This is a genomic window from Janthinobacterium sp. GW823-FHT06H09, from assembly GCF_058794735.1.
The window spans coordinates 14,953-36,167 of sequence record NZ_JBXAHC010000012.1 but is presented as its reverse complement, the minus strand read 5'-3'; the positions used below and the strand labels follow the sequence as shown (position 1 = coordinate 36,167).

The 21,215-nt window shown below is 63.4% G+C and carries 25 protein-coding genes; 14 read left to right on the top strand and 11 right to left on the bottom strand.

The genetic code is table 11. The features are described 5' to 3' along the window. Positions 1–16 precede the first annotated feature (16 nt). The 7 genes from glyQ to miaB form a co-directional block, all read right to left on the bottom strand. A complete protein-coding gene (gene glyQ, locus AC1Q6X_RS20590) occupies positions 17–931 on the bottom strand; it encodes a glycine--tRNA ligase subunit alpha (protein WP_070290459.1) in 915 nt (304 codons plus the stop codon). Between the two features lie 146 nt (positions 932–1,077). After that, a complete protein-coding gene (gene lnt / locus AC1Q6X_RS20585; RefSeq protein WP_492498272.1) occupies positions 1,078–2,604 on the bottom strand; it encodes an apolipoprotein N-acyltransferase in 1,527 nt (508 codons plus the stop codon). Positions 2,605–2,683: 79 nt separating this feature from the next. Next, the gene (locus tag AC1Q6X_RS20580) at positions 2,684–3,562 is read right to left on the bottom strand and encodes a CorC family transporter (RefSeq protein ID WP_034746750.1); all 879 of its coding nucleotides are present in this window, start codon (positions 3,560–3,562) and stop codon (positions 2,684–2,686) included. 117 nt (positions 3,563–3,679) lie between these two features. Then, on the bottom strand, positions 3,680–4,105 hold the full coding sequence (locus AC1Q6X_RS20575; RefSeq protein ID WP_492498271.1) for a DUF4259 domain-containing protein: 426 nt from the start codon (positions 4,103–4,105) through the stop codon (positions 3,680–3,682). A 171-nt stretch (positions 4,106–4,276) separates the two neighbouring features. Then, the gene (gene ybeY, locus AC1Q6X_RS20570) at positions 4,277–4,747 is read right to left on the bottom strand and encodes an rRNA maturation RNase YbeY (RefSeq protein WP_099410789.1); all 471 of its coding nucleotides are present in this window, start codon (positions 4,745–4,747) and stop codon (positions 4,277–4,279) included. Next, positions 4,731–5,795 (bottom strand): PhoH family protein, encoded by a 1,065-nt coding sequence (locus AC1Q6X_RS20565; RefSeq protein WP_034746759.1) that lies wholly within the window; start codon positions 5,793–5,795, stop codon positions 4,731–4,733. The genes ybeY and AC1Q6X_RS20565 overlap by 17 nt, the downstream gene beginning before the upstream one ends. Continuing rightward, entirely contained in the window at positions 5,792–7,159 is a 1,368-nt protein-coding gene (gene miaB / locus AC1Q6X_RS20560) for a tRNA (N6-isopentenyl adenosine(37)-C2)-methylthiotransferase MiaB (RefSeq protein ID WP_492498270.1), read from the bottom strand. The genes AC1Q6X_RS20565 and miaB overlap by 4 nt, the downstream gene beginning before the upstream one ends. A 650-nt stretch (positions 7,160–7,809) precedes the next feature. Between miaB and AC1Q6X_RS20555 the strand changes: the two genes are divergently transcribed. After that, a complete protein-coding gene (locus tag AC1Q6X_RS20555; RefSeq protein WP_034746769.1) occupies positions 7,810–8,136 on the top strand; it encodes a hypothetical protein in 327 nt (108 codons plus the stop codon). Between the two features lie 166 nt (positions 8,137–8,302). Here the strand turns inward: AC1Q6X_RS20555 and AC1Q6X_RS20550 are convergent, their stop codons facing one another. Continuing rightward, a complete protein-coding gene (locus AC1Q6X_RS20550) occupies positions 8,303–9,148 on the bottom strand; it encodes an HDOD domain-containing protein (protein WP_121670431.1) in 846 nt (281 codons plus the stop codon). After that, positions 9,145–9,483 (bottom strand): hypothetical protein, encoded by a 339-nt coding sequence (locus tag AC1Q6X_RS20545; RefSeq protein ID WP_070221004.1) that lies wholly within the window; start codon positions 9,481–9,483, stop codon positions 9,145–9,147. The genes AC1Q6X_RS20550 and AC1Q6X_RS20545 overlap by 4 nt, the downstream gene beginning before the upstream one ends. A 207-nt stretch (positions 9,484–9,690) precedes the next feature. Between AC1Q6X_RS20545 and AC1Q6X_RS20540 the strand changes: the two genes are divergently transcribed. From AC1Q6X_RS20540 to AC1Q6X_RS20525, 4 genes are read left to right on the top strand one after another with little or no spacing between them, the layout of a single operon-like run. After that, positions 9,691–11,256 (top strand): sensor histidine kinase, encoded by a 1,566-nt coding sequence (locus AC1Q6X_RS20540; protein WP_099410792.1) that lies wholly within the window; start codon positions 9,691–9,693, stop codon positions 11,254–11,256. A 13-nt stretch (positions 11,257–11,269) separates the two neighbouring features. Next, positions 11,270–11,857 carry a DUF1697 domain-containing protein gene (locus AC1Q6X_RS20535; RefSeq protein ID WP_070221000.1) on the top strand — a complete coding sequence of 196 codons (588 nt, stop codon included), beginning with the start codon at positions 11,270–11,272 and terminating at the stop codon, positions 11,855–11,857. Then, positions 11,857–12,258, top strand: a complete 402-nt coding sequence (locus AC1Q6X_RS20530) for a DUF3224 domain-containing protein (RefSeq protein WP_492498269.1) — start codon at positions 11,857–11,859, stop codon at positions 12,256–12,258. Before AC1Q6X_RS20535 ends, AC1Q6X_RS20530 begins: the two co-directional genes overlap by 1 nt. Continuing rightward, a complete protein-coding gene (locus AC1Q6X_RS20525) occupies positions 12,255–12,434 on the top strand; it encodes a hypothetical protein (protein ID WP_121670428.1) in 180 nt (59 codons plus the stop codon). The genes AC1Q6X_RS20530 and AC1Q6X_RS20525 overlap by 4 nt, the downstream gene beginning before the upstream one ends. Before the next feature lie 71 nt (positions 12,435–12,505). Here the strand turns inward: AC1Q6X_RS20525 and AC1Q6X_RS20520 are convergent, their stop codons facing one another. Continuing rightward, on the bottom strand, positions 12,506–12,910 hold the full coding sequence (locus AC1Q6X_RS20520; RefSeq protein ID WP_409027864.1) for a PEP-CTERM sorting domain-containing protein: 405 nt from the start codon (positions 12,908–12,910) through the stop codon (positions 12,506–12,508). A gap of 333 nt (positions 12,911–13,243) precedes the next feature. On the opposite strand from AC1Q6X_RS20520, the gene AC1Q6X_RS20515 reads away from it, so the two are divergent. Genes AC1Q6X_RS20515 through AC1Q6X_RS20500 form a run of 4 tightly spaced genes read left to right on the top strand, consistent with a single transcriptional unit; the run spans position 13,244 to position 15,370 of the window. Continuing rightward, a complete protein-coding gene (locus tag AC1Q6X_RS20515; RefSeq protein ID WP_034746789.1) occupies positions 13,244–13,597 on the top strand; it encodes an ArsR/SmtB family transcription factor in 354 nt (117 codons plus the stop codon). 7 nt (positions 13,598–13,604) lie between these two features. Next, positions 13,605–14,030, top strand: coding sequence for a YeeE/YedE family protein (locus AC1Q6X_RS20510; RefSeq protein WP_492498268.1), 426 nt, complete (start codon positions 13,605–13,607; stop codon positions 14,028–14,030). Positions 14,031–14,038: 8 nt separating this feature from the next. After that, positions 14,039–14,470 carry a YeeE/YedE family protein gene (locus AC1Q6X_RS20505; RefSeq protein ID WP_230502148.1) on the top strand — a complete coding sequence of 144 codons (432 nt, stop codon included), beginning with the start codon at positions 14,039–14,041 and terminating at the stop codon, positions 14,468–14,470. Between the two features lie 42 nt (positions 14,471–14,512). Continuing rightward, positions 14,513–15,370 carry a ChaN family lipoprotein gene (locus AC1Q6X_RS20500; RefSeq protein ID WP_492498267.1) on the top strand — a complete coding sequence of 286 codons (858 nt, stop codon included), beginning with the start codon at positions 14,513–14,515 and terminating at the stop codon, positions 15,368–15,370. A gap of 17 nt (positions 15,371–15,387) precedes the next feature. Here the strand turns inward: AC1Q6X_RS20500 and AC1Q6X_RS20495 are convergent, their stop codons facing one another. Beyond that, positions 15,388–16,215 (bottom strand): IclR family transcriptional regulator domain-containing protein, encoded by an 828-nt coding sequence (locus AC1Q6X_RS20495; protein WP_121670424.1) that lies wholly within the window; start codon positions 16,213–16,215, stop codon positions 15,388–15,390. 165 nt (positions 16,216–16,380) lie between these two features. Here AC1Q6X_RS20495 and AC1Q6X_RS20490 point away from each other — a divergent pair, with 165 nt between their 5' ends. From AC1Q6X_RS20490 to AC1Q6X_RS20470, 5 genes are all read left to right on the top strand, one after another. Continuing rightward, the gene (locus AC1Q6X_RS20490) at positions 16,381–17,079 is read left to right on the top strand and encodes a 3-oxoacid CoA-transferase subunit A (RefSeq protein WP_034746807.1); all 699 of its coding nucleotides are present in this window, start codon (positions 16,381–16,383) and stop codon (positions 17,077–17,079) included. A gap of 10 nt (positions 17,080–17,089) precedes the next feature. Further along, positions 17,090–17,731 (top strand): 3-oxoacid CoA-transferase subunit B, encoded by a 642-nt coding sequence (locus AC1Q6X_RS20485; protein ID WP_492498266.1) that lies wholly within the window; start codon positions 17,090–17,092, stop codon positions 17,729–17,731. 34 nt (positions 17,732–17,765) lie between these two features. Further along, positions 17,766–18,968 (top strand): 3-oxoadipyl-CoA thiolase, encoded by a 1,203-nt coding sequence (gene pcaF / locus AC1Q6X_RS20480; RefSeq protein WP_492498265.1) that lies wholly within the window; start codon positions 17,766–17,768, stop codon positions 18,966–18,968. 153 nt (positions 18,969–19,121) lie between these two features. Next, the gene (locus AC1Q6X_RS20475) at positions 19,122–20,417 is read left to right on the top strand and encodes an MFS family transporter (protein WP_492498264.1); all 1,296 of its coding nucleotides are present in this window, start codon (positions 19,122–19,124) and stop codon (positions 20,415–20,417) included. Positions 20,418–20,508: 91 nt separating this feature from the next. After that, complete coding sequence (locus tag AC1Q6X_RS20470) at positions 20,509–21,204, top strand: fumarylacetoacetate hydrolase family protein (RefSeq protein ID WP_492498263.1); 696 nt, start codon at positions 20,509–20,511, stop codon at positions 21,202–21,204. The last annotated feature ends 11 nt before the right edge of the window (positions 21,205–21,215 follow it).

Below are 21,215 nucleotides of genomic sequence, written 5' to 3'. Positions count from 1 at the left end.
GGTGTGGAGGCTCGAATTAGGCGGCGGCTTGGTCTGCGGCGGGCAGCATCGGGAAACCGAGGCGTTCGCGCGAGTCGTAATACGCTTGCGCCACCAGGCGCGACAGGGTGCGCACGCGGCCGATGTAGGCGGCGCGTTCCGTCACCGAGATGGCGCCGCGCGCGTCGAGCATATTGAAGCTGTGCGAGGCCTTCATGATCTTCTCGTAGGCGGGCAGGGTCAGTTGCAGTTCGATCAGGCGCTTCGCTTCCGCTTCGTAGTTGCCGAACTGTTCGAACAGCAGGTCCGTATTCGCGTGCTCGAAGTTGTAGGTCGATTGCTCCACTTCGTTCTGGTGGAAGACGTCGCCGTAGGTCAGTTTTTTCGTAATACCGTTTTCTTCCCACTCGGTCCATACCAGGTCATACACGTTTTCCACGCCCTGCAGATACATGGCCAGGCGTTCGATGCCGTAGGTGATCTCGCCCAGCACGGGCTTGCAATCGAGGCCGCCCACTTGCTGGAAGTAGGTAAATTGGGTCACTTCCATGCCGTTCAGCCAGACTTCCCAGCCCAGGCCCCAGGCGCCCAGGGTCGGGCTTTCCCAGTCGTCTTCGACGAAGCGCACGTCATTCTGCTTCAAGTCCAGGCCCAGCGCGGCCAGCGAACCCAGATACAGGTCGAGGATGTTTTCCGGCGCCGGCTTCAACACGACCTGGTACTGGTAGTAGTGCTGCATACGGTTCGGGTTTTCGCCATAGCGGCCATCTTTCGGGCGGCGCGACGGCTGCACATACGCGGCGCGCCACGGTTCCGGGCCGATCGCGCGCAGGAAGGTACCGGTGTGGAAGGTGCCGGCGCCGACTTCCATGTCGTAAGGCTGGAGCAGGGCGCAACCTTGCTTGTCCCAATAGGTTTGCAAGGTCAGGATAATTTGTTGAAATGTGAGCATCGTATGAGTTCGCCGCGCGGGAGACTGCGCGCTGTTAAGGTTTGCTTGAAGCCCGCACGCCGCTAACAAGCGCGTCCGGGCCGGGGTTTTGCTAATTTTAGCGGTTTTTACGGGCCCACTGTGACTCTTCGGGCAATATCGGCCGCTTATTGCTGCGCGGCGCGGCCACGGCGGGCGGCGCGCGACAGCAGAAAGGCCGTCAGCAGGGCCAGCGCGGCCAGGGCCAGCACCAGTTTGTTGCCATACAGAATGTATGGCGTCATGCCGCCCATGCCCTGCACCTTGGCCGCCAGCGTGGCTTGCTGTTCCAGTGGCAGCAGGCTTTGCACCACGCCCTTGCCGTCGATGACGGCGGTGGCGCCCGTGTTCGTCGAGCGCAGCATCGGGCGACCCGTTTCCAGGCTGCGCATCTGCGAAATCTGCAGATGCTGCGGAATGGCGATCGAGTCGCCAAACCAGGCCAGGTTCGAGATATTGAGCAGCACGGACGCCGACTGCTTGCCATGGCGGTGCGCGCTGGCCAGCTGGCCGGCGATTTCCTCGCCAAACAAGTCTTCGTAGCAGATATTCGGCAGCACCAGCTGGTCGCGCACCTGCAGCGGCGCCTGCACCTCGGCGCCGCGGCCCATGTCGCCCAGCGGGATGGCCATCATGGCGACGAACCAGTGCAGGCCGGGCGGCACGAATTCGCCGAACGGCACCAGATGGTGCTTGCGGTACTGGTAGTAGGGACCGCCCGCGCCATTGGGGGAAATCCCCAGGGCCGCATTGTAGAAGCGCTGCTGCTCGTCGAGCACGGGCATGCCGACCAGGATCGTGCTGCCCGTCTGCTGCGCATACGTCGCCAGGCTATCGAGATAGCCGGGCGGCAGCTGGTGCGGCAGCACGGTGACGGCCGTTTCCGGCGTGGCGATCAGGTCGGCCGGCGTGCTGGTGATGGCGCTCTGGTACATCTGCAGGGCGCCCAGCACGAAGCCGGGGTCGAATTTCTGCTGCTGCGGCACATTGCCCTGCAACAGGCGCACGGTGATGGGGCGCCCGACCGGGTGGGTCCAGTTCACGTATTGCAAGCCAACGCCGGCCGCGTACAGAGCGATGACGCCGCCCAGCGCGCTCCAGCGCGTGCGGTGCAGGGGGTGGACGAGCAGCAGCAGGGCGCCGGCGGACAGCGCCGCCAGCCAGCCCAGGCCGTACGATCCGACGATGGGGGCAAAGCCGCCCAGCGGGCTGGCATTGTGGGCGTAGCCGGTGGCCAGCCACGGGAAACCCGTAAACAGCCAGCCGCGCGTCCATTCGAACAGCGTCCACGTGGCGGGCAGCACCAGCAAGGTCATGGCGGGCAGGGACAGCACCCAGCGCTGGCGCAGCCAGGCGGCCGCGCCCATGGCCAGGGCCACGTAGATGGCCATCAAGAGTGCCAGCAAGGCCACGGCGATGGCGGCGATCGGCGCGGCCATGTCGCCATAGCGGTGCATCGAGATATACAGCCAGTGCGTGCCGGCCGCGCACCAGCCGAAGCCGTAGGCCCAGCCGATCAGTGCACCGGCCTTGACGTTTGCCGCGCGCAGCACCTGGTAGAACAGCACGCCCAGGCTGAGGATTTGCAGCGGCCAGTAGCCGAAAGGGGCGAACGCCAGCACGGCGACTGCGCCGGCAACAAAGGCAGTCAGCATGCGCGCCCAAGTGCTGCGGGGCGGTTTGGCGGGGGCGTTGGGGTCGGCGCGTCTGAAACGCATTTACAGCACGCGCATGTCAGAGTTCCAGTTCCGGCACATTGGGCAGGCGCTCGACGAGCAGCACGTGCACCTGGCGCGCATCGGCGCGCAGCACCTCGAAGCGCAAATTGCCCAAGTCGAAGATGTCGCCCTTGTGCGCCATGCGGCCCAGGTACTTCGAGACCAGGCCGCCGATGGTGTCGACGTCGTCGTCGACCAGGTGGCTGCCCACTTCTTCGTTGAACTGTTCGATCTCGGTCAGCGCCTTGACCCTCCAGCGGGGGCCGAACTGGCCTTCCTTGAGCGAGAGGATATTGTCCTCCGCTTCGTCGAAGTCGTATTCGTCCTCGATATCGCCGACGATCTGTTCCAGCACGTCTTCGATGGTGATCAGGCCGGCGACGCCGCTGTATTCATCGACGACGATGGCCATGTGATTGTGGTTGGCGCGGAAATCGCGCAGCAGCACATTCAGGCGTTTCGATTCGGGGATGAAGATGGCGGGGCGCAGCATGTCACGCACGTCGAAAGTTTCTTCTGCGTAATAACGCAGCAAGTCTTTCGCCAGCAGGATGCCGATGACCTTGTCGCGCTCGCCTTCGATCGCGGGGAAGCGCGAGTGGGCGGTCGACAGGACTTCCGGCATCCATTCCTCGATCGGCTTGCTGATGTCGATGACATCCATTTGCGAACGGGGAATCATGATGTCGCGCGCACAGAGATCCGACACCTGGAACACGCCTTCGATCATCGACAGGGCGTCGGCGTCGATCAGCTTGCGTTCATGCGCATCGTGTAGAACTTCGAGCAATTCTGCACGGTTCTCTGGCTCGGGGGAAATGAGTGCGGTCAGGCGTTCAAACAGTGACCGGTGGGGCTTGACGTCAGTTCTGACGCCACTAGGGTGCTCGGGCATAGGAGGCGTGAGCCGTTGTTGCGAAGGGATATAGGATACACCAAAAGTGGGGGAATACCGGATTTCCCCGCTTTTGATGCAAATTTAATACGTTGAAGTGCGCCGTTGCGCGATCTTTTACGCCGCTTCCGGGCCCAGCACGCGCGCGCGCAAGTGCGCCACGTCGGCCTGCCAGTCGGCAAAGTGTTCGCTGTCCTGCCACAGCTGGCGCAGTTCCGACGCTTCGGCCGTGATCTTGTCGAAGGCCAGGCGCGCCTTTTCCAGCAGCGGCGGCGTGACTTTCTTCCTGCAGGCGGCCACCCATTCGTCAACCTCGGCCGTGGCCGGGTCGTCCTCGCCCGGCTTGCCCAGCAGGCGCGCGATCACTTCCAGCGCGGCCAGCGCCTCGGCGGCGAACGGCGCTTCCAGTTCCGCTTCCTGGCTGTCGATGACGTTGTCGAGCGTTGTCTCGACCAGTTCCAGGGTTTTATATTCGTGCAAATCCTGCGCCCAATCCATGGCGTAGTCGTTGCCGAAGGCGTCAAGTGCCCAGGTGCCCATCATGTGTCCTTGTGTGTACGTTGGCGCTATTTGGATGTAGGTCAGACGCAGGTCAGATTAGCGCAGCGTAATCTGACACTGTGGTGCTCCGGTTACGTTGACGGATGTTGTCGGCTTACGCCCTGCGGGCTAACCCGACCTACCCGACCTACCGACCGCCCCAATCTGCGCGGTTTATTTTGGGTCCGCGTACGGATCGGCAATGCCGAGTTTGGCCAGGATCTCCGTCTCCAGCCCTTCCATCTCGGCCGCTTCCTCGTCATCCATGTGGTCGTAGCCCTGCGCATGCAGCACGCCGTGCACGATCAGATGGGCCGTGTGCTCTTCCACGCTCTTCTTTTGCTCTGCCGCTTCCTTTTCCAGCACGTCCGTGCACAGGATGATGTCGGCGCGCGTCGGCTCGTCGTCATTCAACTCTTCGCCTTCGTTGTAGGCGAAGGTCAGCACGTTGGTGGCGTAGTCCTTTTCGCGGTAGTCGCGGTTCAGGCTGCGGCCTTCTTCCGCGTCGACGAAGCGGATGGTGAATTCGGCCGGGGCGAACAGGGCCGCCTTGACCCAGCGGCGCACTTTCGGGCGCGTGATCAGGGTTTCCAGGCGGGCATCCGGGTATTGCACGGACAAGGACAGTTTATTTTTTTCGGACATTTTTGGCGGCAGCTGGTTTCAATAAGGAGGGCAGGTGGGCGGCGTCGGCATTGGCCGCCTGCGCCGTTTCATAAGCGTCGACGATGCGCGCGACGAGCGGATGGCGTACCACGTCGGTGCTGTTAAATTGCGTGAAGCCGATACCGCGTACGTCTTTCAATACGTGCACGGCGTCGATCAGGCCGCTTGTCTGGCTCTTGTGCAGGTCGACCTGCGTCACGTCGCCCGTCACCACGGCCTTGCTGCCAAAGCCGATGCGCGTCAAAAACATCTTCATCTGTTCGACGGTCGTGTTTTGCGCCTCGTCGAGGATGACAAACGCGTGGTTCAGGGTGCGCCCGCGCATGTAGGCCAGCGGGGCGATCTCGATCACCTGTTTTTCAAACAGCTTCTGCGTGCGGTCAAAGCCCAGCAAATCGTACAGCGCGTCGTACAGGGGGCGCAGGTAGGGGTCGACCTTTTGCGCCAGGTCGCCCGGCAAAAAGCCCAGGCGCTCGCCCGCTTCGACGGCGGGGCGCGTCAGGATGATGCGCTTGACGGCGTCGCGCTCGAGCGCGTCGACGGCGCAGGCGACGGCCAGGTAGGTCTTGCCCGTGCCGGCCGGACCGACGCCGAAGCTGATGTCGTGTTCGAGGATGTCGCGCAGGTAGGCGATCTGGTGCGGCGTGCGTCCGCGCAGGTCGGAGCGCCGCGTTTTCAGCACGGGGCTGGCGATGTCCGGTTCCACAAAAGTGCTGGCGGGCGCGTTGGCGTGGTGTTCCGAGGCGGCGGACAGGCCCGCGCGCTGTTCCACCAGGGCCAGTTGCACTTCTTCCAGCGGCACGACCTTGTTGGCGATGGCGTAGAACTGTTCGAGGATTTCCACGGCGCGCTCGGCGTTGCTGCCGCCGACGATGAATTTCTCGCCGCGGCGGAAAATCGTCACGTCGAGGGCGGCGGAAATCTGGCGCAGGTTTTCATCGAGCGGTCCGCACAGATGCGCCAGGCGCGTGTTGTCGAGCGGCTCGGGGATGAAGTAATGCGGCTGTATCGGGGCTTTGGTTTTCAACTGGCTCTTTTCAATGCGGGGGCGCTGGCGACAAGTTCGCCGCGCAGGGTGTAGGAGTGGCTTTCGGTGATGCGCACGTCGACCAGCTGGCCGATCAATTGCAAACCGTCCGGGCCGGCGTCGAAATTGACCACGCGGTTGTTCTCGGTGCGGCCTTGCAGCTCGCTATCGTCTGTATCCTTTTTGGAGCGGCCTTCGACGAGGATGGTTTGCACCGTGCCCACCATGACCAGGCTGTATTTGCGCGTATTGGCGTCGATGGCCGCCTGCAGCTGCTGCAGCCGGGCCAGTTTCACGTCGTGCGGCGTGTCATCTTCCAGGCTGGCGGCCGGCGTGCCGGGGCGCTTGCTGAAGATGAAGCTGTAGCTGTTGTCGAAGCCCACGTCCGCGATCAGCTTCATCATGGCGTCGAAGTCGGCCTGCGTCTCGCCAGGAAAGCCCACGATGAAGTCGGACGAAATGGCCATGTTCGGGCGCACGGCGCGGATGCGGCGGATGATGGACTTGTATTCGAGGCCCGTGTAGCCGCGCTTCATGGCGCCGAGGATCTTGTCGGAACCGTGCTGCGCCGGCAGGTACAGATGGTCGACCAGCTGCGGGATCTTCGCGTAGGCGTCGATCAGGCGCTGCGTGAATTCCTTCGGGTGGCTGGTGACGAAGCGCATGCGTTCGATGCCGGGAATGTCGGCCACGTATTCGAGCAGCAGGGCGAAGTCGGCGATCTCGCCGCCTTCCATCGCGCCCCGGTAGGCATTCACGTTTTGCCCCAGCAGGGTGATTTCCTTGACGCCCTGGGCGGCCAGGCCCGCCACCTCCGTCAGCACGTCCTCGAAGCGGCGCGACACTTCCTCGCCGCGCGTGTAGGGCACGACGCAGTAGCTGCAATATTTGCTGCAGCCTTCCATGATGGAGACGAACGCCGAAGCGCCTTCCACCTTGGCCGGCGGCATGTGGTCGAACTTTTCGATTTCCGGGAAGCTGATGTCCACTTGCGCATCGCCGCTGGCGCGGCGCAGTTCGATCATCTGCGGCAGGCGGTGCAGGGTTTGCGGGCCGAACACCATGTCGACATACGGCGCGCGCTTGACGATGGCGTCGCCTTCCTGCGAGGCCACGCAGCCGCCCACGCCGATCAGGAGGTGCGGCTTGGCCAGTTTCAGCTCGCGCAGACGGCCCAGGTCGGAAAACACTTTTTCCTGCGCCTTTTCGCGCACGGAGCAGGTGTTGAGCAGGATGACGTCGGCGTCTTCCGGCGTGTCGGTGCGCACCAGGCCATCGGAGGCGCCCAGCACGTCGGCCATCTTGTCCGAGTCATACTCGTTCATCTGGCAGCCGAAGGTTTTAATGAATACTTTTTTCTGCATGGAGTCGGGCGCTTATCGGTAAATGTGGCGGCAAACAAGATGGGTGGGCAGGATGCTGCGGCGCAGGGGGCCGCTCAGGGTTGGGCGCGGTGGATGACCGGCCGGGCGCCTCTGGCTGCCCGGTGGCAGGCTCGCTGCAAGTTCAGGCCATAGTTTAGCGTAAATCGCCGGCACGGGCCATGTCGTGCTGATCTTGCCGGCAAGGTTGCGATGTGAACAAGGCGCCCGGAACGGCGATGCTGAAAAGCATTTATTGCTGTACGGCACCATTGATTTGTAACAAGTTGCTGCAAAGCCTTGTGTGCGCCCGCTGGCATCCTAATGTGTTGAAATAGCATCGTTGCCAAGCCAACCAGCAGATTGATTGATATTTAACAATCAGGAAGTTTGCGCGAGGCGCAGATGCTGCGTGTTTGGACTAGTATATTGTCTTATATGCAATTCATTTTGGTGGGTTGCAGTGCTTTTACTCACGCGGCAAGTTGCGTACGTTGGCCGGGCGTGGCTGTGCGAGTCCTGTGCGGGCAGTGCGATAAGGAAAAAGGCGGGGGAAGGCTGAATCAGTTGGAAAGACGTTTATTTAAACACTCTAAGCCAGCCTTAAGTTCGTATCGGCATTATTTTCTACATTCACCAGACGAGGAAAAATCATGGCACATCATGCATTAGCATCGCAAGAGAGTTACAACCCGAACCACCTGCTGGATATTCTGCTGAGCAAGATGCAGCTGAAGAATGATGCAGCCCTGTCGCGCCTGCTTGAAGTGGCGCCACCGGTCATCAGCAAGATCCGCCACCACCGCTTGCCGGTCGGCGCCTCGCTGCTGATCCGCATGCACGAAGTGACGGGCATGAGCATCCGCGACCTGCGCGACTTGATGGGCGACCGCCGCACCAAGTATCGTCTGTCCGACGCCCAGGGCCGTCCAAAAGCGGAAGACCGCGGCGATGCGCAAGAATCGAATTACGCGCACTGATGTGGCGGTTGCGCGCTGACTGTGCCGCTTGCGTAGCTGCTGGCGGCAACAGGCTGGCGTGGACCGGGCAGCATGGACCGGGTAACATGGATGTATCGCAGTACCGATAACGGCTTTCGCTTCGCAGCGAGAGCCGTTTGCGTTTGCGGCCTCGTGAGGATCTTGATTAGCTCAGCAGTGCCGAGGTGATTTCGTCGTAGCGCAGTTCCGTTTCGCGGAACAGCTGCAGATACGTGTCTTCGCCCAGGCCCAGCGCATCCCAGGCCACCGGCGAGACGCGCGGCACCATGTCGTCGCCTGCCTGCGCCAGGTCGAGCGCGCAGACAATCGCATGGGCCACGTGGATCAGCGACGCGAGAAAGCCTGCCCCCGGCGCTTCCGGCTGCAGGTAGTTGCCCAGCGCCAGGCGCATGGTGTCGGAAAAGTTCCAGTGTTCGGCCAGAGCCACGGCCGCCTGCACGTGGTCCACGCCCAGCACGGCCTGCTCCGCTTCGAGCAGGCTGCAATCGTGCGCGGCCTGGTGTGCGATGACTTGCGCGTAGTGCGCGGGAAAGCTGCTGACCAGCACCAGCCGTCCGATGTTGTGCAGCAAGCCAGCCGTGAATGCGTAATCCTGGTTGAAACGGATCTGCCGCGCCAGCACCTTGGCGCAGGCGGCCGTCGCCACCGAATGGCGCCAGAAGGCCTTGTCGTCGAAACCGGGGCAGCGGCCTTCCGGGAAGCAGCCCGTGATGGCGGCCGAGGTGATCAGGCTGCGCGTGGTCTGGAAGCCCAGGTAAGTGATCGCCTGCTGGATGGTGGTGGCCTTCACTTGCAGGCCATAGTGCGATGAGTTGGCCAGGCGCAGGGTTTTTGCCGTCAGCGCCTGGTCATACGACACTTTTTTGGCCAGCACGGAAATATCGACGTCTTCCTGGTCTATGCTGTTGAGCAGTTCCATGACGACGGCGGGCAGCGAAGGCAGGTCATCGAGGTGGGCGACGATATCGTCGAGCGTCAGCTGGGTGCTCATGCGGCCTCTCCCGTGCCCAGGCGGTAAGCCGTGACATAGTTGCGCAGCAAGGTGGTGGCCGCATCGAGGGGATCGTCCGGGTCATGCTTGCGGAACAGGTAGGCCAGCCGTTCGCTGTCGGCCGCCTGCTGCGCGGCGATTTCTTCCGGCGACGGGGGCGGCGCCTGGATCGGCAGCATGTCGATGTTGTGGCGGGGCATCAGAGCCAGCATGTTTTCCGTCAATACCGCGCCTTGCGGCAACAGCACTTGTCCATGCGCATCGAGCAAGACATCCGACAAGATCATGCCGGGACGAACTTGTTCCAGGGGTAGATGTTGATGCGTGACCGCCATGACGACTCCTTAGATGATTGCGGGATATTACCATTGCCATGACGCAATGTCTCAACCTGCATCAAAGTCTCTATCAAAACTGGGAATGCTGTAAATCTTGCCAATAAGCATGTCATACCGTACATTTGAATCAGGCCCTTGCATTGCTGACGTATCTGCGCCCGCGCCGCGGGCTGGCGGCTGGCCTGGCCCGGGGAGTGTTGATTGATGGTGAGTATCCAAGTCCGGCTGACCCTGCTTTTTGTCGTGATCGTCACCTTGGTGCTGGGCATTTCCGGCAGCTATACCCAATATACCTTGAGCAAGGAACTCGAATCGGGCAGCGCGCGCCTGCGCAGCGGCGTGCTCACGCGCTTGCAGACCAGCTTGCCGTCCGCCCTGTGGGACCTCGATAAATCCAAGGTCGACAGCATCGTGGCGGCCGAAATGCTGCCGCCGGAACTGGTCGGCATCCGCGTCTATGACGCCTCGGTCGGTTTGTTCGCCGGCGAGGTGCGCGACGCGGCCGGCACGCTGGTGCCGCTTGAGGCGGACGTGGCCATGGGCGGCACGCCCGTCGAGGCGCCGCTGGTGTTCCGCGACGCCGTGGCGGCGGCCTCGGGCGGCAAGCCGGTGATTGTCGGCAAGGTCATCGTCAATTTCAGCCGCGCGCAGATCGATGCGGCCTTGCGCAGCGAAGTGCGGCGCAAGGTACTGGAAGTGTTGCTGCTTGACATCATCCTCGTGGGCGCCCTGGCGCTGAGCCTGCGCATCGTCTTCGGGCCCCTGAAACAGTTGCGCGACGGCTTGTTCGACCTGGCCACGCGCGGCAGCGACGAGGTCGAAGAGCTGCCGGAAAACCGGCGCGACGAACTGGGCGATGTGATCCGCGGCTTCAATGCCGTGCAGCGCAAGCTCAAGTCCATCATCGAAGGCAGCCGCGAGGCGGAAGACATGGCGCGCCGTTCGCAGCAGGCAACGGCGCAGGCCATGGACGAGCTGCGCCGCGCGCAGGAATCGTTGCTGCAATCGGAACGCCTGGCCTCGCTGGGCAGCCTGGTGGCCGGCGTGGCGCATGAAATCAACACCCCGGTCGGCATCGCCCTGACCAGCGCCTCGGTGCTGAAGGAAGCCACCGATGACATCAGCGCGGCGGTGGCAGGCGGCAGCGTGAAGAAGACCGACATCGTGCGCTACCTGGAAACGGCCGGCGAAAGCGCGCGGCTGATCATGAACAATGCCTACCGGGCTGCACACCTGATCCACAGCTTCAAGCAGATCGCCGTCGACCAGGTCAGCGAGGCGCGCCGTTTGTTCGAATTGCGCGACTATATCGGCGAAGTGATCTCGAGCCTGCAGCCGACCCTGAAAAAGACGCGCATCAGCATCGATATCGATTGCCCGCCTGACATCATGCTCGACAGCTATCCGGGTGCGCTGGCGCAGGTGCTGACCAACCTGGTCTTGAACTGCGTCGAGCACGCCTTCGATGCGGACACGGCGGGCAATATCCATATCGGCGTGCGCCGCGACGGCGACGCGATCGCCATGCAGGTGCGCGACAACGGCCGCGGCATCGCGCCCGACATGCTCGACCGCGTGTTCGATCCGTTTGTCACCACGCGGCGCGGGCAGGGCGGCACGGGGCTGGGCTTGAATATCGTGTTCAACTTGATTGCCAAGCAGTTTGGCGGCACCATCACGGTCAGCAGCACCTTGGGGCAGGGCGCGACGTTCCTGCTGCGCCTGCCCACGGTGACGCCGTTGCCGGAAAGCACCAGCAGCCAGGCATAGTCAAGGAGATGACATGGCACAGATAGAAAACAGTCAGCAAGTGGCGCTTTTGCGCGGGATCAATGTGGGTCGCGCCAAGCGCGTGGCCATGGCCGACCTGCGCAAGCTGCTGGGCGACCTCGGTTTTGCGCAGGTGCGTACGGTACTCAACAGCGGCAACGTCGTGTATGACGGGGGAGCGGTGGCGCCGGCCGAGGCCGCTGCCCGCATCGAGGAAGCGCTGGTGCTGAAACTGGGCGTGGCGGCCAGGGTGACGGTGCTGTCGGCCAGCCAGTTTGCCGAACTGGTCGAACAAAACACCCTGGCGCCGGCGACCGATGCGGCACGCCTGCTGACCTTGGTGCTGAACAATCCGGCCGACGTGCAGCGCCTGACGCCGCTCTTGCAGCAGTCGTGGCAGCCCGAAGCGCTGGCGCTGGGCCGCTGGGCCGCGTATGCCTGGTGTCCCGATGGCGTGCTGGCCAGCAAGGTGGTGGCGGCGCTCGGTGTGCTGCTGGGCGACGGCGTCACCTCGCGCAACTGGGCCACCATGCAGAAATTGCATGCGCTGCTGAACGGAGCGGATGCGGCAGCCATATCCTCATTTACCAAGGAGCACTGATGCCTTCCATTTCAGGGACATTCGACGTCATCATCCGTCCGGAAGCCTTGTCTGACACGGCCGCGCAGTCGGGGCTGGGACGCTTGTCGCTAGCCAAGCGCTACCACGGCGCCCTCGACGCCAGCGCGCAGGGCGAGATGCTCAGCGCGCGTGCCAGCGTGACCGGTTCGGCAGGCTATGTGGCGCTGGAACGGGTGGAAGGCACTTTGGACGGGCGCCACGGCAGTTTTTATTTGCAGCACAGCGGCAGCATGACGCGCGGCGCGCCCGCCTTGTCCGTGACGGTGGTGCCCGATACGGGCACGGGCCAGTTCCAAGGACTCACCGGCAGCCTGGCCATCCGCATCGAGGAGGGCAAGCATTATTATGATTTTACGTATGATATTGTTGAGACGCCATGAACTGGGATATCGTCAAGGGCGTCTTGATCGTGCTCGTCGCCATCAGCGCGGTGGTGACGGCCTTCGTGCTCATGTCCGCCTCGGGCCCGGACAAGGCGGGCTGCATCGCGCGCGCCCTGAAGTCGGGCATTCCGGTGGGGAATATCGAACGGGTCTGCCGCCTGCTCGATAAATGAGGACGCCATCAAAAAACATTCCGCACCAGGCGGAATGTTTTGCAGCAGCGCACTTGCCAGCGCAGGCGCCGTCAGTTGTCGAATTTTTCCTGTTTTTCGCCGTGCAGGCTCAAGGCCACCAGGCCCAATCCCACCAGCAGCATCGAGTACATGCTCGCTTCCGGCACGGCGGCCGGTACGCTGGTTTGCTGTGCGGTCGCGGCCGTCGTGGGCCTGGGCGGCGCCAGGGCCGCATGGCGCGCGCCACTGCTGCTCCAGTGCGGTGCCGCCGTCGCGGTGCTGCTGGCCAGCAGGCGTGCATACGGCAAGTCCGGCGTTTCCCAGCCAGGATTGTTATTCAAGCTGATGCTTTCATCGATCGTCACGCGTTCGCCGGCTTCCTGCTTGCCGGCCGTCGTGTCGCTGACTGCCGCCATGCTCCCCGTGCTGGCCGACAGCGCCAGCAAGGCCACGCATAACGGCTGATAGATTCTCATCGTGCTCTCCCTGTTGTTCACCGCGCGGCGCAGCCGAAACCGGCTAGCGCATGGACGGACAATTCGCCTGTACGGGGGCGTATCATGATTTTTCTGCTGTTCTCCCATTACAGCATAGATCGTGACATTTTTGATACGTTTATTTCCTCTTTATTACGAATATTTGTCATTTTGATAGCGTAAACATGATCGCTGCCGCACACTTTGCATAAGCACGCTATCGCCGAAAAACACTGTTGTTTTTTTGTGCGAATCGCCAGCAGGAAAACAATATATTGATTAGTATATTGTTTATCGCACGCTATTCAATATGACCGCCTGTGGGAGGGCACGATGGAGACAGTCGCAACACAACACGCCGAATACAACCTCGACGCCATGCGGGGTTCGGCCTACAAGGCCAGCTCGCTGCTCAAGGCCATGGGCAATGCCGACCGTTTGATGCTGCTGTGCCAGCTATCGCAGGGCGAGCATTGCGTCAGCGACCTCGAGCAAAAAGTGGGCATCGGCCAGCCGACCCTCTCGCAGCAGCTGGGCGTGCTGCGCGAAGAGATGTTGGTGGCCACGCGGCGCGACGGCAAGCAGATCTATTACCGCGTCGCCAGCGCGCCCGTGCTGGCCGTGCTGCAAGTGCTGTACGCGCAATTTTGCGCGCCGCGCGCCCCGTTCAACGACGAAGCCGACTGATCCTGCCATGACGATAGCCTGGCAACACTTCACGCCATGGGCCGCGCTGGCAGGCGGCATGCTGATCGGTCTGGCGGCGGCACTATTGATCTTGTTCAATGGCCGCATCGCCGGCATCAGCGGCATCGTCGGCGGCTTGCTGCGCCCGCGCAGTGGCGACCTGGGCTGGCGCATCGCCTTTCTCGCCGGCCTGATCGGCACGCCCCTGCTGTGGCAGTTGTGGCGAGCCTTGCCGCCCGTGCAGATCGACGCCGGTACGCCGGCCCTGATCGCGGCGGGCTTGCTGGTGGGCGTGGGCGTGCGCTATGGCGCCGGCTGCACCAGCGGCCACGGCGTGTGCGGCCTGTCGCGTCTGTCACCGCGTTCATTGGCGGCCACCATCGCCTTCATGGCGGCCGGTTTCCTCACCGTGTATCTGTTGCGCCATCTGTGAGCAAGCTTATGAGCAAGCTCATCCTTTCCCTGTTGAGTGGCCTCGTCTTTGGGCTGGGCCTGATCGTCTCCGGCATGGCCAACCCGGCCAAGGTGCTCGGTTTCCTCGACCTGGCCGGCGCCTGGGATCCGTCGCTGGCGCTGGTGATGGGCGGCGCCATCGGCGTGGCCCTGCCCGCCTTCTGGCTGGCGCGCCGGCGCAGCAATTCGCTGCTGGGCGAGCCCATGCAATTGCCCGCGTCGCGCCGCATCGACCGGCGCTTGCTGCTGGGCAGCCTGGCCTTTGGCGCGGGCTGGGGCATCGCCGGTTTCTGTCCCGGTCCCGCCCTCGTGTCGCTGCTGGCGGGCCAGCCGAAGGCCTGGCTGTTTGTGATCGCGATGCTGGCCGGCATGCTGCTCTTTGAAGTGCTGGAGCGCCGCAAGGCACCTTCGCCGGCCTGAGACGGTACAATCTGGCGCATCGCCACTCTGGATACTGCTTACATGAAGACCGTGATTTTCCGCGCCGGCGCGCGCGCCGCCCTGCTGTGCAGCATGCTGGCGCTGTCCGCCTGCGGCGGCTTGCTGAAGAAGGAAGCCCCGCCCCCTCCCGCGCCCGTGGCCGACACCTTGCCCAATCCGCAAGTGCTGCTGCTCGGCGAAGTGCATGACAATGCGCAAGGCCACCGCCTGAGGGTCGCGGAATTGCAGCGCCGGCTGGCGGCCGGCTGGCGTCCCGTGATCGTCATGGAGCAGTTTGATCGCGAAAACCAGGCCTTGCTGACGCGCGCCGCGCGCGATTGCGCCGACCCCGATTGCATCATCCGCGTGATGGAACAGCCGCGCTGGGACTGGAGCTTGTACCGGCCCGTGCTGGACCTCGTCATCAGCTACCAGCTGACCCTGGTCGCCGGCAACCTGTCGCCGGCCGATGCCTCGCGCATCGTGCGCGACGGTATCCAGTGGTCCATGCCGCCCGCGATGGTCGCCACGTACCTGGCCGCGCCCGTGCCGGCCGATATTCTGGAAGGGCAAAAGAAGGAAGCCCAGGCGGCCCGCTGCAATATGCTGCCCGACATGATGATCAACGGTGTCGTCAACGCCCAGGTGGCGCGCGATATCTGGATGGCCAAGCTGATCCGCGACCAGGCGCCGCGCGACGTGGTGTTGATCGCCGGCAATGCGCATGTGCGCAAGGATATCGGCGTGCCCCGCTGGCTGAAGCTGGCCGACCCGCAACTGAACCTGCGCAGCATCGGCTACCTGGAACAGGGCGTCGCCGGCTACCAGGGCACGTTCGACCTGACGCAAACGATGCCGGCGCAGCCGCGCCCGGACTTGTGCGCGAAGTTTAAAAAATAAAGTTCAAGAAATAATCTCTACTGCTGCACCCGCACCAGGGCGCTGACCCGGCTGGCCGTGTCGAGCAGTTTCGGCAGGCTGTGTTCCAGCAGATGCGCCACGGACGGCCCCGCCGTCTGGCCGCTGACGTTGATCGCCGCCACCACCTTGCCGGCCCGGTCGAACACGGGCGCGGCCAGGGCGATCAAGCCCTGTTCCAGCTCTTCCTGCACCAGGCACCAGCCCTGGCGCCGCACTTGCGCAATCTCTTCCATCAAGACCTCGATATCGACCTTGGTCGCCGGCGTGATCTTCAGCAGCGCCATCTTCGACAGCCGTTCGCGCAACGCGTCGGGCGCCAGGCCCGACAGCAACACTCTGCCCATCGAGGTGCAGTAGGCGGGCAGGCGGCTGCCGATGCCCAGGTTGATCGACATGGTGCGGTGCGCGGACAGGCGCACGACATACACGATGTCGTCGCCGTCGAGCACGGTGGCCGAGCACGACTGGCGCAAGGTCTGCATCAATTCTTCCAGCAGCGGCTGTGCCTGCGTCCACACGGGCAAGGATGACAGATAGGCGTAACCGAGGTCGAGCACCTTGGGCGTCAAACGGAACAGCCGTCCATCCGCTTCCACATAACCGAGATGCAGCAAGGTGTGCAGGATGCGCCGCGCGCCCGCGCGCGTCAGCTGCGCCCGTTCCGCCACTTCGCTCAAAGTCTGCTGCGGCGCGTCCGCGCCGAAGCTGCGCAAGACGGCCAGGCCCCGCGCGAACGATTGCACATAGCTGTCGCCGGGACGCGGCGCGCCGTCGGCATCGACGGTTTCTTCGGTGGAAAGGGAGGTGCGGCTGCGTGCGGTCATGGCAATTCCAATGGGGCAAGGTGGCAATTATAGCCATGGCGCTGGCGAAAACGGCAAATTGACAAGCGCCCCGATCAGGCATATTCTCACGAATAAGTTCTAAATGCGAATATTTGTTCGATATACGAACAAATGACTAATGAGTTTGATTGGGAGGAGACCGCAATGATCGACAAACTGCGTTCCAGCGTCCTAGATGCGCTGGCCGATATCCACGATGGCGCCACCGTCATGATTGGCGGCTTCGGCGGCGCGGGCCAGCCGGCCGAGCTGATCGACGGCCTGATCGCCCAAGGCGCGCGCGACCTCGTCATCGTCAACAACAATGCGGGCAATGGCGACACGGGCCTGGCCGCCCTGCTGAAAAACGGGCAAGTGCGCAAGATCATCTGCTCGTTCCCGCGCCAGGCCGATTCCCACGTCTTCGACGCCCTGTACCGCGCGGGCAAGCTGGAACTGGAATTGGTGCCGCAGGGCAATCTGGCCGAGCGCATCCGCGCCGCCGGCGCCGGCATCGGCGGCTTTTTTACGCCCACCGGTTATGGCACGGACTTGGCCAAGGGCAAGGAAACGCGCGAGATCGACGGGCGCATGTATGTGTTCGAGTCGCCCATCCACGCCGACTTCGCGCTGATCAAGGCGGAGCAGGGCGACCGCTGGGGCAACCTGACCTACCGCAAGACGGCGCGCAACTTCGGTCCCATCATGGCCATGGCCGCCAAGGTCAGTATTGCTTCCGTACACGAGGTGCTTGACTTGGGCAGCATCGACCCCGAACACGTCATCACGCCGGGCCTGTTTGTGCAGCGCATCGTGCAAGTGCCGCGCACGGCCACCGGCCCCGCCGGCTTCAAAGCAGCCTGAGGAGTATCAAATGCATAAATGGAATCGAGACCAGATGGCGGCCCGTGTGGCGGCCGATATCAACGAAGGCGCCGTCGTGAACCTGGGCATCGGCTTGCCGACCCTGGTGGCCAATCACTTGCCGGCCGGCGCGGAGATCATCCTGCACAGCGAAAACGGCGTGATCGGCATGGGCCCCGCGCCCGCGCCGGGCGAGGAAGACTACGACCTGATCAACGCGGGCAAGCAGCCCGTCACCCTGCTGGCGGGCGGCAGCTATTTCCACCACGCCGACAGCTTCGCCATGATGCGCGGCGGCCACCTGGACATCTGCGTGCTGGGCGCGTTTCAAGTGTCCGCCACGGGCGACCTGGCCAACTGGCACACGGGCGCGCCCGACGCCATTCCCGCCGTGGGCGGAGCCATGGACTTGGCCATCGGCGCGAAAAAAACTTGGGTCATGATGGAATTGCTGACCAAGGGCGGTGAAAGCAAGCTGGTGCAGGCCTGCACTTATCCGCTGACGGGCATCGGGTGCGTGAGCCGCATCTACAGCGACCTGGCCGTGCTCGACCTGGGGCCCGCCGGCGCCACCGTCGTCGAACTGGCCGATGGCCTGAGTTTTGAACAGTTACAAGCCTTGACGGCCGTGCCGCTGACGGACGCGCGCTAACTCACCATCAATACACTTTCTTGGAGGAAAGAACATGACCCACGCATACATCTGCGACGCCCAGCGTACGCCCTTCGGCCGCTACGGCGGCGGCCTGTCCGGCGTGCGCGCCGACGACTTGGGCGCCGTGCCCATCCGCGCCTTGATGGCGCGCAACCCCAATGTGGACTGGACGGCCGTCACGGACGTCCTGTACGGCTGCGCCAACCAGGCGGGCGAGGACAACCGCAACGTGGCGCGCATGGCCGCCTTGCTGGCGGGATTGCCCGACAGCGTGCCGGGCGCCACCCTGAACCGCCTGTGCGGCTCGGGCCTGGATGCCATCGGCAGCGCCGCCCGTTTCATCAAGAGCGGCGAAGCGGGCTTGCTGGTCGCCGGCGGCGTGGAAAGCATGAGCCGCGCGCCGTTCGTCATGGGCAAGGCCGACAGCGCCTTTTCGCGCGGCATGAAAATGGAAGACACGACCATCGGCTGGCGCTTCATCAATCCGCTGATGAAGGCGCAGTACGGCGTCGATTCGATGCCGGAAACGGCGGAAAACGTGGCCAGCGACTTCGGCATCAGCCGCGCGGACCAGGATGCGTTTGCCCTGGCCAGCCAGGTCAAGGCCCTGGCGGCGCAGCAGGCGGGCGTGTTCGACAGCGAAATCTGTCCCGTCAGCATTGCACAGAAGAAGGGCGATCCCGTCGTCGTCGCCCGCGACGAGCATCCGCGCGCCACCACCCTCGACACCCTGGCCAAACTGAAACCCGTCGTGCGCGCGGACGGCACGATTACGGCCGGCAACGCGTCCGGCGTCAACGACGGCGCGGCGGCGCTGCTGCTGGCCGATGAGGCGAACGCGGCCCGCTTTGGCCTGACGCCGCGCGCCCGTGTCGTGGCCATGGCCACGGCCGGCGTGGCGCCGCGCATCATGGGCATCGGCCCCGCACCTGCCACCCTGAAAGTGCTGGCCATGACGGGCTTGACCCTGACCGACTTCGACGTCATCGAATTGAACGAAGCATTTGCCGCCCAGGGCCTGGCCGTGCTGCGCCAGCTGGGTGTGCGCGACGACGATCCGCGCGTCAACCCGAACGGCGGCGCCATCGCCCTCGGTCACCCGCTGGGCGCGTCCGGTGCGCGCCTGGCCATGACGGCCGTCAACCAGCTGCACCGCACGGGCGGGCGCTATGCACTCTGTACGATGTGCATCGGCGTGGGCCAGGGCATCGCGCTGGTGCTGGAACGGGTCTGACCGGCAGCGCCTGATGGCGAAAAATAGTTGCCGGCAGTACGTATTAACCCGTATGCCGGGCGGCTTTTTGACCTTGATCAAGGGCGTATGATGCAAAACCAGCCCGCGCAATCCGGCTGGTATTGGTTTTTTTACACGAACAAGAAGATTGATATGACTTCCCACGATACTCCGCATGACGTTGCGCAGCTGACTTCCCAGCAGCGCATCAAGGCCATCATTGGCGCCTCTTCCGGTAACCTGGTCGAATGGTTCGACTTCTACATTTACTCGTTCTGCGCGCTGTATTTCTCGCACGCCTTCTTCCCTTCCGGTAACTCGACCACGCAGCTGCTGCAGACGGCCGGCATCTTTGCCGCCGGCTTCCTCATGCGCCCCGTGGGCGGCTGGCTGTTCGGCCGCATCGCCGACAAATACGGCCGCCGCCAGTCGATGATGATTTCCGTGCTGATGATGTGCGGCGGCTCCTTGATGATCGCCGTCATGCCAACCTATGACACCATCGGCGCCTTCGCGCCGTTCCTGCTGCTGGTGGCGCGCCTGTTTCAGGGCCTGTCCGTGGGCGGCGAATACGGTACCAGCGCCACCTACATGAGCGAAGTGTCGGAATCGGGCAAGCGCGGCTTTTTCGCCTCGTTCCAGTACGTGACCCTGATCGGCGGCCAGTTGCTGGCCTTGCTGATGCTGGTGGTCTTGCAGCAACTCCTGACCCTGGAAGAGTTGCGCGCCTGGGGCTGGCGCATCCCGTTCGTCTTTGGCGCCCTGGCGGCCCTCGTCTCGCTGAACCTGCGTAAATCCCTGACGGAAACGACCACCGCCAGCGAGCGCAAGGACAAGGATGCGGGCAGCCTGCGCGGTTTGCTCAAGCATAAGCGCGCGTTTATCACGGTACTCGGCTTTACGGCCGGCGGTTCGCTCGTGTTCTACACGTTCACCACCTACATGCAGAAATACCTGGTCAACACGGCCGGCATGGATACCAAGACGGCCAGCGCCGTCATGACCTGCGCGCTGTTGGTGTACATGATTCTGCAGCCGGTGTTCGGCGCCTTGTCCGACCGCATCGGCCGCCGCACCTCGATGCTGTTCTTCGGCGGCCTGGCCACCCTGTGCGTGCTGCCGATCATGCATGCCTTGAAGGATATTTCCAGCCCGTACGCGGCGTTTGGCCTGATTATCATCGCGCTGGCCATCATCAGCTTCTACACGTCGATCAGCGGCTTGATCAAGGCGGAAATGTTCCCCGTCGAAGTGCGCGCGCTGGGCGTGGGCCTGTCGTACGCGGTCGCCAACGCGATGTTCGGCGGTTCGGCCGAGTACGTGGCGCTGCAGTTCAAGGCCTGGCACGTGGAAGAGTATTTCTATTGGTACGTGACCGTCATGTGCCTGATTTCCTTCATCGTCGCCATCCGCATGCCGGACCCGAGCCGCTCGGGACTGCTGAAGTAACGTTGTCGTAAAATGGGGGACACTGCGTGGGGGGACACTGCGGTGTCCCTTTTTCATTGCCGCCTTTTTATCGTGCCGATCAGGAGTTTTCATGTCGTATGTCATTCCCGCACCGATCCAGCCCAGCGTTCCCGTCACGGGCAGCGTTGATACTTTCCCCGTCCACCGCATCTATTGCGTGGGCCGCAACTATGTCGACCATGCCAAGGAAATGGGCCACACGGGCCGCGAGGCGCCGTTTTTCTTCATGAAGCCGGCTGACGCCGTGCTGCCCGTGCCAGCCGGCACGACGGGCGAGCTGCCGTATCCGGCGCAGACGCAGGATTTCCAGCACGAGATGGAGCTGGTGGTGGCCATCGGCAAGGGCGGCAGCGATATCGGCGCGGCCGATGCGTTGAGCCACGTGTGGGGTTATGCGATCGGCCTGGACATGACGCGTCGCGACGTGCAGGGCGCGGCAAAAAAACTGGGCCGTCCGTGGGAGACGGGCAAGGCCTTCGAACACTCGGCGCCCATCGGCCCCATCACGCCGGCCGCGCAGGCAGGTGACGTCCAGCACGCCGCCATCACCCTGCACGTGAATGGCGAGCCGCGTCAAAGCAGCAGCATCGATATGCTGATCTGGAACGTGGCCGAAACCATCGCCGACCTGTCGACCTATTTCACCTTGCAGCCGGGCGACCTGATCTACACGGGCACGCCGGCCGGCGTGGCTGCCGTGCAGCGCGGCGACGAACTGGTGGGCGCCATCGATGGCCTGGGCGAACTGCGCGTGAAAGTGGTCTGAGCGGACAAGGA

Excerpts from the sequence above, each read along its gene's own strand:
- glyQ (WP_070290459.1), bottom strand. The coding sequence starts at position 931 with ATGCTCACATTTCAACAAATTATCCTGACCTTGCAAACCTATTGGGAC.
- lnt (WP_492498272.1), bottom strand. The coding sequence starts at position 2,604 with ATGCTGACTGCCTTTGTTGCCGGCGCAGTCGCCGTGCTGGCGTTCGCC.
- AC1Q6X_RS20580 (WP_034746750.1), bottom strand. The coding sequence starts at position 3,562 with ATGCCCGAGCACCCTAGTGGCGTCAGAACTGACGTCAAGCCCCACCGG.
- AC1Q6X_RS20575 (WP_492498271.1), bottom strand. The coding sequence starts at position 4,105 with ATGATGGGCACCTGGGCACTTGACGCCTTCGGCAACGACTACGCCATG.
- ybeY (WP_099410789.1), bottom strand. The coding sequence starts at position 4,747 with ATGTCCGAAAAAAATAAACTGTCCTTGTCCGTGCAATACCCGGATGCC.
- miaB (WP_492498270.1), bottom strand. The coding sequence starts at position 7,159 with ATGCAGAAAAAAGTATTCATTAAAACCTTCGGCTGCCAGATGAACGAG.
- AC1Q6X_RS20555 (WP_034746769.1), top strand. The coding sequence starts at position 7,810 with ATGGCACATCATGCATTAGCATCGCAAGAGAGTTACAACCCGAACCAC.
- AC1Q6X_RS20550 (WP_121670431.1), bottom strand. The coding sequence starts at position 9,148 with ATGAGCACCCAGCTGACGCTCGACGATATCGTCGCCCACCTCGATGAC.
- AC1Q6X_RS20545 (WP_070221004.1), bottom strand. The coding sequence starts at position 9,483 with ATGGCGGTCACGCATCAACATCTACCCCTGGAACAAGTTCGTCCCGGC.
- AC1Q6X_RS20540 (WP_099410792.1), top strand. The coding sequence starts at position 9,691 with ATGGTGAGTATCCAAGTCCGGCTGACCCTGCTTTTTGTCGTGATCGTC.
- AC1Q6X_RS20535 (WP_070221000.1), top strand. The coding sequence starts at position 11,270 with ATGGCACAGATAGAAAACAGTCAGCAAGTGGCGCTTTTGCGCGGGATC.
- AC1Q6X_RS20530 (WP_492498269.1), top strand. The coding sequence starts at position 11,857 with ATGCCTTCCATTTCAGGGACATTCGACGTCATCATCCGTCCGGAAGCC.
- AC1Q6X_RS20525 (WP_121670428.1), top strand. The coding sequence starts at position 12,255 with ATGAACTGGGATATCGTCAAGGGCGTCTTGATCGTGCTCGTCGCCATC.
- AC1Q6X_RS20520 (WP_409027864.1), bottom strand. The coding sequence starts at position 12,910 with ATGAGAATCTATCAGCCGTTATGCGTGGCCTTGCTGGCGCTGTCGGCC.
- AC1Q6X_RS20515 (WP_034746789.1), top strand. The coding sequence starts at position 13,244 with ATGGAGACAGTCGCAACACAACACGCCGAATACAACCTCGACGCCATG.
- AC1Q6X_RS20510 (WP_492498268.1), top strand. The coding sequence starts at position 13,605 with ATGACGATAGCCTGGCAACACTTCACGCCATGGGCCGCGCTGGCAGGC.
- AC1Q6X_RS20505 (WP_230502148.1), top strand. The coding sequence starts at position 14,039 with ATGAGCAAGCTCATCCTTTCCCTGTTGAGTGGCCTCGTCTTTGGGCTG.
- AC1Q6X_RS20500 (WP_492498267.1), top strand. The coding sequence starts at position 14,513 with ATGAAGACCGTGATTTTCCGCGCCGGCGCGCGCGCCGCCCTGCTGTGC.
- AC1Q6X_RS20495 (WP_121670424.1), bottom strand. The coding sequence starts at position 16,215 with ATGACCGCACGCAGCCGCACCTCCCTTTCCACCGAAGAAACCGTCGAT.
- AC1Q6X_RS20490 (WP_034746807.1), top strand. The coding sequence starts at position 16,381 with ATGATCGACAAACTGCGTTCCAGCGTCCTAGATGCGCTGGCCGATATC.
- AC1Q6X_RS20485 (WP_492498266.1), top strand. The coding sequence starts at position 17,090 with ATGCATAAATGGAATCGAGACCAGATGGCGGCCCGTGTGGCGGCCGAT.
- pcaF (WP_492498265.1), top strand. The coding sequence starts at position 17,766 with ATGACCCACGCATACATCTGCGACGCCCAGCGTACGCCCTTCGGCCGC.
- AC1Q6X_RS20475 (WP_492498264.1), top strand. The coding sequence starts at position 19,122 with ATGACTTCCCACGATACTCCGCATGACGTTGCGCAGCTGACTTCCCAG.
- AC1Q6X_RS20470 (WP_492498263.1), top strand. The coding sequence starts at position 20,509 with ATGTCGTATGTCATTCCCGCACCGATCCAGCCCAGCGTTCCCGTCACG.